We start from the raw sequence: 7,561 nt of genomic DNA on the forward strand, positions 1-7,561 counted from the left end.
GGGTCCGAGCGGCCTCAATGAGTACACTGGCCTGTTATCAGCAATTGACAACTCCAGGCCTAATCCGTCTTCAATTCCGAGCTAAACGAATTCTCATCGGCGCCTTTGACCTCCAGATACACAGCCTGGGAGGGAGGAGCCAGATGTCCGCCAGATCCAGATACAACCGCTAGGACGCCGAGCAGCAGTCGTTCCTGTACAACCAAGGATGTCTCGTAGGTGTGGGATTTCATATAGGCGAATATTTCCACTTGAAACGCCCCTTGCTTTAGGCCGATAAGATTCACGCGATCTGTCTGCATCTCAACATCGCTAGCCTCACCGAGCAGAACCGTAATGTTCCGAACGATTTGTTCTATCTGGGTACCGGTGGTGTCGTACCGAAGTGACAGGATGTGATGGAACCAGAACTTATCTCGGAGGGCGAAGTTCTCAGAACTTAGCTGCGCGATCTTTGCATTGGGAATAGAAACCACAGTGCGATCGCGGGTACGCAGGCGGGTCGCCGAAAGCCCTATATCCTCGATCGTTCCCAACTGATCAGCGACGCGGCAATAGTCGCCTACGCGAATGGACTCGCGAGTGATGATCGAAATGCCGCCAAACAAATCTTCTAAGGTTTTTTGAGCGGCCAGGGCGAGGGCGATTCCACCGATGCCAAGTCCCGCCACCATCTCAGTGACATTGACTCCAGCCCCGCTTAGCAAGAGCAGAACTACGGCAAAGAGAACCAATATTCTGAACAGTCTTCGAGCCAGGGTTATGACTGCAAGCTTCTCGGTTTTGCCGGCGGTAAGCGACTGGTTCGCCGCGCGGTTGGAAGCAATGTCGAAGACACGTGTGATGAACCACCCGCACCCGAGTGTACCTAGTATCCGCGCGCCCGCTGTCCAGTAGGTACGGCCGAGTGCAGACACTGAAACTGTCTCGACACCCCACGCAGCTAGCGACAACAACAAAAGTCTGACTGGCTGGTTCAGCAGTCGCAGGATATGGTTTTCGTTTTGAAAGTGACGCCTGCTCAAGAAGATCTTGAACACCAAAAGCAGCAAGCGAGTCACGAGCGTGGAGAGAATGAAGGCCAGGATAATAGCCGCAACGATGCTGATCCATCGCCATAACGGAAGGCCAAAGAGTTCTGTGCGGACGAGCGGCGCGGGAAACAGTCGAGAAAGGTCAGATTGTTGTAGATGAGAATAAGCGTCCGGCACCTTGCTCAAGGTGTCGGACGAGAATAGCCAGATGGAGGGCTCAGCCGGCCGCTTCACGCGATCCAGGAAAATTTCCAATGCGCCATCCTGCGTCTTTGCGGTTCCTACCCTTTCTCGCGTTTCACGCAGATCATCATGAACATCTCCCCGGGACTCCCGCGATAAGCTGCTGACACTGGAAGACAGCCCAGAATCAAGGACGGCCTTCAACTGTTGCGCCAGGACTTCCGCTTGTGGCTCGGGTAGTTTGGTGTCGAGGTATTGGGCGGCCACGGCCAATTTATTGCTACTCACCGCTTGCAAGAAGCCGATGACACAACCGTACGGAGTCGAACGTCCCAAGGGGTCGACTTCTGGGGCCTCGGTGACCGGGGAGACCTCCGCTGGCTTCACAGGTTCTACGGAAGCCGGCGGGGTGGTCGAGGGCTGCTTATGTTTTGCGGGGGATGAGCGGGTAAGGTGCGGTGTTTGCGCGGATATTCCTGCGGCCAGGAAGACGAGTAGAGGAAGATGAATAGCCAGACTGATGGTTCGTCTTGTCATGGATGTCCTCGCTCGAATGGCCGCCGTAGCGTGATCGATTGAGCGCCTCAGTCGAGGGCGTTCTCTGTGCTCCACCTTACATCACGAGTTTATACAACAGCTTCACAACCTCCTTGAATGGCATGACCGTGAGAAGAAGAGGGGCCATTGGGATAAGAAACGCCGGCGCCAAATGGATTAACGTGCGCCTCTTGATCGGTAGGGCGGTCATTTTCTCTATGAATCCAAAACTGTTTCCTAAATCAGCAAGCGATTGAATGTCACCGGCTCCCAGCAGGGAATCCTCTGCCGTTCCAGACGAGACAATCCATTTCTTGTGAAACGCAAAAGTATATTCCGTTCCCAACGTCCCGTACTGAAGCAGGCCTCGCTGTTTCGTTTTTATGAGCATCGGCGCGAACACCGCAAGCGGTGCCAAGACAACGAGGACCGCGAGAATAACGTACAAAGCTATGGGAAGAGCCAACTCCGATAGCGGTACTTTGTCATAAACCACTCGTTCCGCGGCCACGCCGGATAACGCGAATGAGTAAGCCAGCAGAACGATCCCAAAATAGCGTTGAGCGCTCCCGACGAAAGCAAGACCACCGGCCCCGTCCGGGTGTGTTGGGACCAGCACGAGATGCAACCTGCTCATTCGCCAAAGGAACTGTGCCCAAATTCACTGCCGCCAAAGCCAACGCAAAGTCAGAAACTGGAACACCGGTACGCAAAACAACGTAAACCACCAGCCAGACCACGTGAGCGTCACACCTGAATTCGTGCGCAACGCAAACCAAGTGGAAACATGAACTGCAGTAGAGATCAGAGCGACAGCAGTGATGACGCAGGCCAGTATCACCATTAATACCTCAGCTGTCGCGGAATCGCGGGATGCTAGTCCACGCTTTACCGCCTCGTCGAATCGCTGAAAATCCTCCTGAGTCACAAGTCCCGAAGTTATGAAATGGCGTGCCGCACGCGCCCAGTGACGCCCTACGATTGGTTCTGCGACGAGGAGCAGCGGAACGCTCAGAAGGAACCTCGCATGAACGGAAAAGTCGCGCAGGAAGGGGACCGCAACAGCGTGTCCAATAGCGTTACCCTGCATCGCGGAGAGTGCGAACAACGGAACCCATGTCACGCTGATCGCGATCATGGCTGTTCGCAGCACGTGAGCCGACTGCTCTCCAATCAGTCCGAGACGCTGCTCAATACGATACGTTGGCCCTCCCTCGGTGAGAGAAAAGCTGCGGCTTTGATCGTCCGTCGCGGTAGGCATTGGCCTCTCCATCGAGCGAATTTTAGGTCTATCTTATCCCCTACGCGGATTCATCGGGTGCATACACCCTAATGGGTGAGTTGCGAAATGTAATCAACTAGACTCTCTGCAATAGCAGTGCAGGCGCGCCCAGCATTCGCTGGATGGAGGATGAACCGGTGATGAAGATCAACCCAGTTGTGGCTAGGCTTGCCGTCGCCCTGTGGTGTGTTTTGTCTGTCACGCCTATCTTCGCGCGCGAAAAAGCGGACGTGATCATCATGAAGAACGGCGACCGCTTTACGGGTGAGATCAAGGGCTTAAAGGCTGGCGTGCTCTACGTCAGTATGAAATATATTCTTGGAACGAGTTCCATTGAATGGTCCGAAGTCGCTCACGTGGAGAGCAAGCAGCTCTTCCTTGTAAAGACAGAGGACGGCTCGGTGTACACGGGGACGCTTACTACCAACGGTAGCCCCAGTGGAAGCCCCGTAACGATTGAGGTTGCAGAGGTTGCCGGTAAGAAAGTCGAGATTGATCCACCACAAATTGTGACGATGGACGTGACCTCTACCAGGGTCATCGAACGTTTTAACGGCACCATCAATTCCGGAATTATCTATTCGAAAGGTAACCAGTCGACGCAGTACAACCTGGGTGCCCAGATTAATTACCCACGGGAACGGTGGGCCGCCGGCGCGAGCTTCAACTCCACGTTGGCCGACAGTACCGGTGCCGACAAGTCAACCCGCAATCAGTTGAATCTCGATGCCTACCACCTTATGCGTTCGAAGAACTGGTTCTATGACGGCATTGGCGTCTTTCTGCAAAGTTCCGAGCAAGGTATCAACCGGCAGGTCACGGGAGGCGGCGGCGTAGGGCGGTTCCTGAAGAACACAAATCAGACGCAGATCTCTGTTTTCGGGGGCCTTGCCGGTCAAAATACGGCGTACATCGACACGCCCTCGCAGAACCTGGCATTCGGTTTGATCGCTACGAACATTCAATTTTTCCGATTCAATAAGACGAATGCGACGGTCACAGCCTTCCTGCTGCCGGCCATCTCGCAGCCGGGCCGCGTCAAGTTCAATCTAAATGCGACGTATTACCTCAAGATCGTGGGTAACCTCGACTGGAACGTCTCGTTCTACAGCAACTTCGATAGTCAACCTCCTAATCACCTTTCTGGCAGCGACTTCGGATCGAGTTCGGGACTGAGTTGGAAGTTTGGCAATAAGTAAGACCGAAGCGTCCCAAGCGCTGGATCTCCTGCTGGCATCGCATCTCCGGTATTTCTTGAAGCTACGGCGAAAAATCCGGATGTCCGGGCAACCCGCGGCCGACCTGTCAATTTTTACAGTTCACGACTGCGGCCGAGCGGTGTATTCGTCTCAGATGCGGGCCTCCAGGCGTCGGCAACGGGTGGGACAAGTTGCGGACGCAGCGCAGGTCGATTTGCAAGCGAACGCAAGATTGCTCGCGAGGAATTGGCACGGCGTAATCGCGGGATCGAACGTCAACGAACTTAACCGAAGCGAGGGAAGAACACAATGGCGACCAAGAAAAAATCAACAGGGAAAAAACCGAACATCCTCGTCATCTGGGGCGATGATATTGGCATTTCAAATTTGAGTTGCTATAGCCGTGGCTTGATGGGCTACCAGACGCCCAACATTGATCGCTTGGCAAACGAAGGCATGATGTTCACCGATTCCTATGGAGAACAGTCATGCACCGCCGGGCGAGCCGCGTTCATCACAGGTCAGAGCGTCATGCGGACGGGCCTTTCAAAGGTGGGAATCCCGGGCGCACCCATCGGCATGAGCGATAAAATCGTGACGATTGCGGCGCTTTTGAAGAACGAGGGATATGCCACGGGACAGTTCGGCAAGAATCATCTGGGTGACCTGAACAGTATGTTGCCGACCAATCACGGTTTCGACGAGTTCTATGGCAACCTCTACCATCTCAACGCTGAGCAAGAACCGGAGATGTACGATTACTTCTCCGAAAAAGAATTCGGCAAGTTCATCGAGACGATTAAACCCCGCGGCGTCATCCACAGCTTCGCGACCAACGTCGACGACTCAACCGTGCAGCCGCGCTGGGGTAGGGTCGGCAAACAGAAGATTGAAGATACGGGTCCGCTGAACATTGAACGCATGCTGACGTGCGACGACGACTTCGCCGAGAAGGCCAAGGGGTTCATTAAGAAATCGTCGGACGCCGACACTCCATTTTTTGTCTGGGTGAACTTCACTCACATGCATCTCTATACGCACACCAAGAAGGAAAGCCTCGGACAGGCAGGCCGCTGGCAGTCGCCCTACCATGACACGATGATCGACCACGATAAAAATGTAGGCTCGCTGCTCGACTATCTCGATGAGATGGGTCTTGCAGAAGACACGCTTGTGGTCTATTCGACTGACAATGGCCCGCACCGCAATTCCTGGCCCGACGGCGGTATGACGCCATTCCGGAGCGAGAAGGATACGAACTGGGAAGGCGCGTTCCGCGTTCCGCTCGTAGTTCGTTATCCAGGCAAGATCAAAGCCGGCACAGTATCGAATGAAATCGTTCAGCATCATGACTGGCTGCCGACATTTCTTGAGTTGGCAGGGAATAAAACCGTCGTCGAGGATCTCAAAAAAGGCGTGAAAGCGCTCGGTCGCACGTATAAGAATCACATCGACGGCGTGAGTCTGCTGAGCTACCTTACCGGCAAGACGGACAAGTCGCCGCGCAAACTGTTCGTGTATATTTCGGACGACGGCGACCTACTAGGCATCCGATACGACAACTGGAAGATCGTCTTCATCGAGCAACGGTGCAAGGGCACGATGGCAATATGGGCAGAACCCTTCACCACGCTGCGCGTGCCTAAGCTGTTCAATCTTCGAACAGACCCTTACGAGTTTGCTGATGTCACTTCCAACACATACTACGAGTGGTTCATACGACACGTCTTCATCATTTATGGTGCAACCGCGCTATTAACCAAATTTAATGAAACGTTTATTGAGTTTCCAAAGATCCAGAAGCCAAATACCTTCACCGCAGATCAGGCAATCCAGAAGATGCATGAAGCGGTTGCGGGTGGTTGACGCCTAAAACGACAGCACCGGCCCGCTTGGCGGGCCGGTGCCTCGTCAGACAGCTAGCACATGCTGAAGTTCCGCGGGGCACAGATGATCATGCGGGCACATGCAACTGTCGCGCTTCCTCGCACCATCCGATGTTGTCATTTCGTCGGAACGCGGCATCGGTCGCCATTGACCAGAGCTGAATGGATGGCCTCTACAGGAAATCGAGTTCATCATCTTCCCGCCCGCATAATTAACGCTTAATCGCAGAGTCAGGGGCTTATCTTGACATTACGACACGCAACGAAAACAATAGAAAAATTTCTCGCGAGGGCAAAAAAATGAAACTCCTCGAAAAGCCTCCTACGGACCGCGATTTCACAACCCGTTCCGTCGCCCAAAGCGTTCCAACTGCAAAACACAGGCTCGCTGTAAACATCCTTCATCTTACGTGCATTGTTGTCCTTTTAGGGGCTGCTTTCCGCGCCCACGCGGCACCTCCGGTTGCGGCCAAGAGCGTCAGTCAAGCCGACTCCAAGGATGCTCCTGCAATTGATCCGGGTTCCATAGATGCACTCAACAAGATGGGTGTCTACCTTCGCACCCAGAAATCATTTCAGGTAGTTGCGAATATCACCACCGATGACGTTTTGGATGACGGTCAGACCATCCAGTTCAGCAGCAAAGCCGATCTCGTTGCTGCACGGCCCGACCGATTTAGAGTCGAGGTCACCGACGACGACGGGCATCGGTTCTTTTTCTATGACGGCAAGAACTTCACGATCTACGGGCAAGTTGTCAATTACTATGCCACCGTTCCCGCGCCACCTACCATTGCCAAACTTGCTGACGATCTGAGCGACAAGTATGGGATTGAACTGCCTCTCTCGGATCTCTTCCAATGGGGCACCGACCCGGATGCCCTCCACAGGATCAAAGGTGCCATCGATATCGGCCCCAGCTCCGTCAACGGAGTCACTTGCGAGCATTACGCCTTCCATGAAAAAGATATCGACTGGCAGATTTGGATCGAGCTCGGAGACTTTCCGCTCCCGCTCAAGTTGGCCATCCGCACCCTCACCGACGATGCAAAGCCGCAATATACGGAGACTCTGACGTGGAATCTCGCGCCCTCCTACAGCGACGATGCGTTTACCTTCGCTCCGCCGCCAGGTGTGGCGCGCATACCACTAGCCGAGTTGAAGGCCAAGGCCACGGAGAAAAAGTGAGGAGACCTATGAAAACGTCCAATTCAATCGTCGTCTTTGTTGTTATCGCTATCCTGTTCGGCGGGCAGTCCCTCCAGGCCCAACGCTATCGCGGCGGTGCTCGGACCAATGTCAACCGGAACGTCAACGTCAACAGGAATACGAATGTCAACGTAAACCATAACGTGAACGTCAACGTCCATGGCGGCTACGGTGGCTACTATGGTGGCGGGTGCTGTTACCATCCCGTTGCGGTCGCGGCCGCGGTCACAG

General features: G+C 54.2%; 7 protein-coding genes. 4 read left to right on the top strand and 3 right to left on the bottom strand.

All coding sequences use genetic code 11. The features are described 5' to 3' along the window. Positions 1-59 precede the first annotated feature (59 nt). The 3 genes from GSQ80_RS18885 to GSQ80_RS18895 form a co-directional block, all read right to left on the bottom strand. Complete coding sequence (locus GSQ80_RS18885) at positions 60-1,604, bottom strand: mechanosensitive ion channel family protein (protein ID WP_158789230.1); 1,545 nt, start codon at positions 1,602-1,604, stop codon at positions 60-62. A gap of 226 nt (positions 1,605-1,830) precedes the next feature. Beyond that, positions 1,831-2,382, bottom strand: coding sequence for a hypothetical protein (locus GSQ80_RS18890; RefSeq protein ID WP_158789231.1), 552 nt, complete (start codon positions 2,380-2,382; stop codon positions 1,831-1,833). Positions 2,383-2,415: 33 nt separating this feature from the next. Further along, positions 2,416-3,015: a hypothetical protein gene (locus GSQ80_RS18895; RefSeq protein WP_158789232.1), complete on the bottom strand. Its 600-nt coding sequence runs from the start codon at positions 3,013-3,015 to the stop codon at positions 2,416-2,418. A gap of 161 nt (positions 3,016-3,176) precedes the next feature. Between GSQ80_RS18895 and GSQ80_RS18900 the strand changes: the two genes are divergently transcribed. The 4 genes from GSQ80_RS18900 to GSQ80_RS18915 form a co-directional block, all read left to right on the top strand. Further along, a complete protein-coding gene (locus GSQ80_RS18900; protein ID WP_254059777.1) occupies positions 3,177-4,235 on the top strand; it encodes a DUF481 domain-containing protein in 1,059 nt (352 codons plus the stop codon). A gap of 309 nt (positions 4,236-4,544) precedes the next feature. After that, complete coding sequence (locus GSQ80_RS18905) at positions 4,545-6,101, top strand: arylsulfatase (RefSeq protein WP_158789234.1); 1,557 nt, start codon at positions 4,545-4,547, stop codon at positions 6,099-6,101. Between the two features lie 320 nt (positions 6,102-6,421). Then, positions 6,422-7,309, top strand: coding sequence for a DUF2092 domain-containing protein (locus tag GSQ80_RS18910; RefSeq protein ID WP_158789235.1), 888 nt, complete (start codon positions 6,422-6,424; stop codon positions 7,307-7,309). Positions 7,310-7,317: 8 nt separating this feature from the next. Beyond that, positions 7,318-7,561, top strand: a 244-nt coding sequence (locus GSQ80_RS18915) for a hypothetical protein (RefSeq protein WP_216850444.1), incomplete at its 3' end; no start/stop codon positions are given.

Origin of the sequence: Granulicella sp. L46 (genome assembly GCF_009765785.1) — a bacterium.
Lineage (GTDB): Bacteria > Acidobacteriota > Terriglobia > Terriglobales > Acidobacteriaceae > Granulicella.

Coding starts and splice junctions, on each gene's coding strand:
- GSQ80_RS18895 (WP_158789232.1), bottom strand. CDS start 3,015: ATGCCTACCGCGACGGACGATCAAAGCCGCAGCTTTTCTCTCACCGAG.
- GSQ80_RS18900 (WP_254059777.1), top strand. CDS start 3,177: ATGAAGATCAACCCAGTTGTGGCTAGGCTTGCCGTCGCCCTGTGGTGT.
- GSQ80_RS18905 (WP_158789234.1), top strand. CDS start 4,545: ATGGCGACCAAGAAAAAATCAACAGGGAAAAAACCGAACATCCTCGTC.
- GSQ80_RS18910 (WP_158789235.1), top strand. CDS start 6,422: ATGAAACTCCTCGAAAAGCCTCCTACGGACCGCGATTTCACAACCCGT.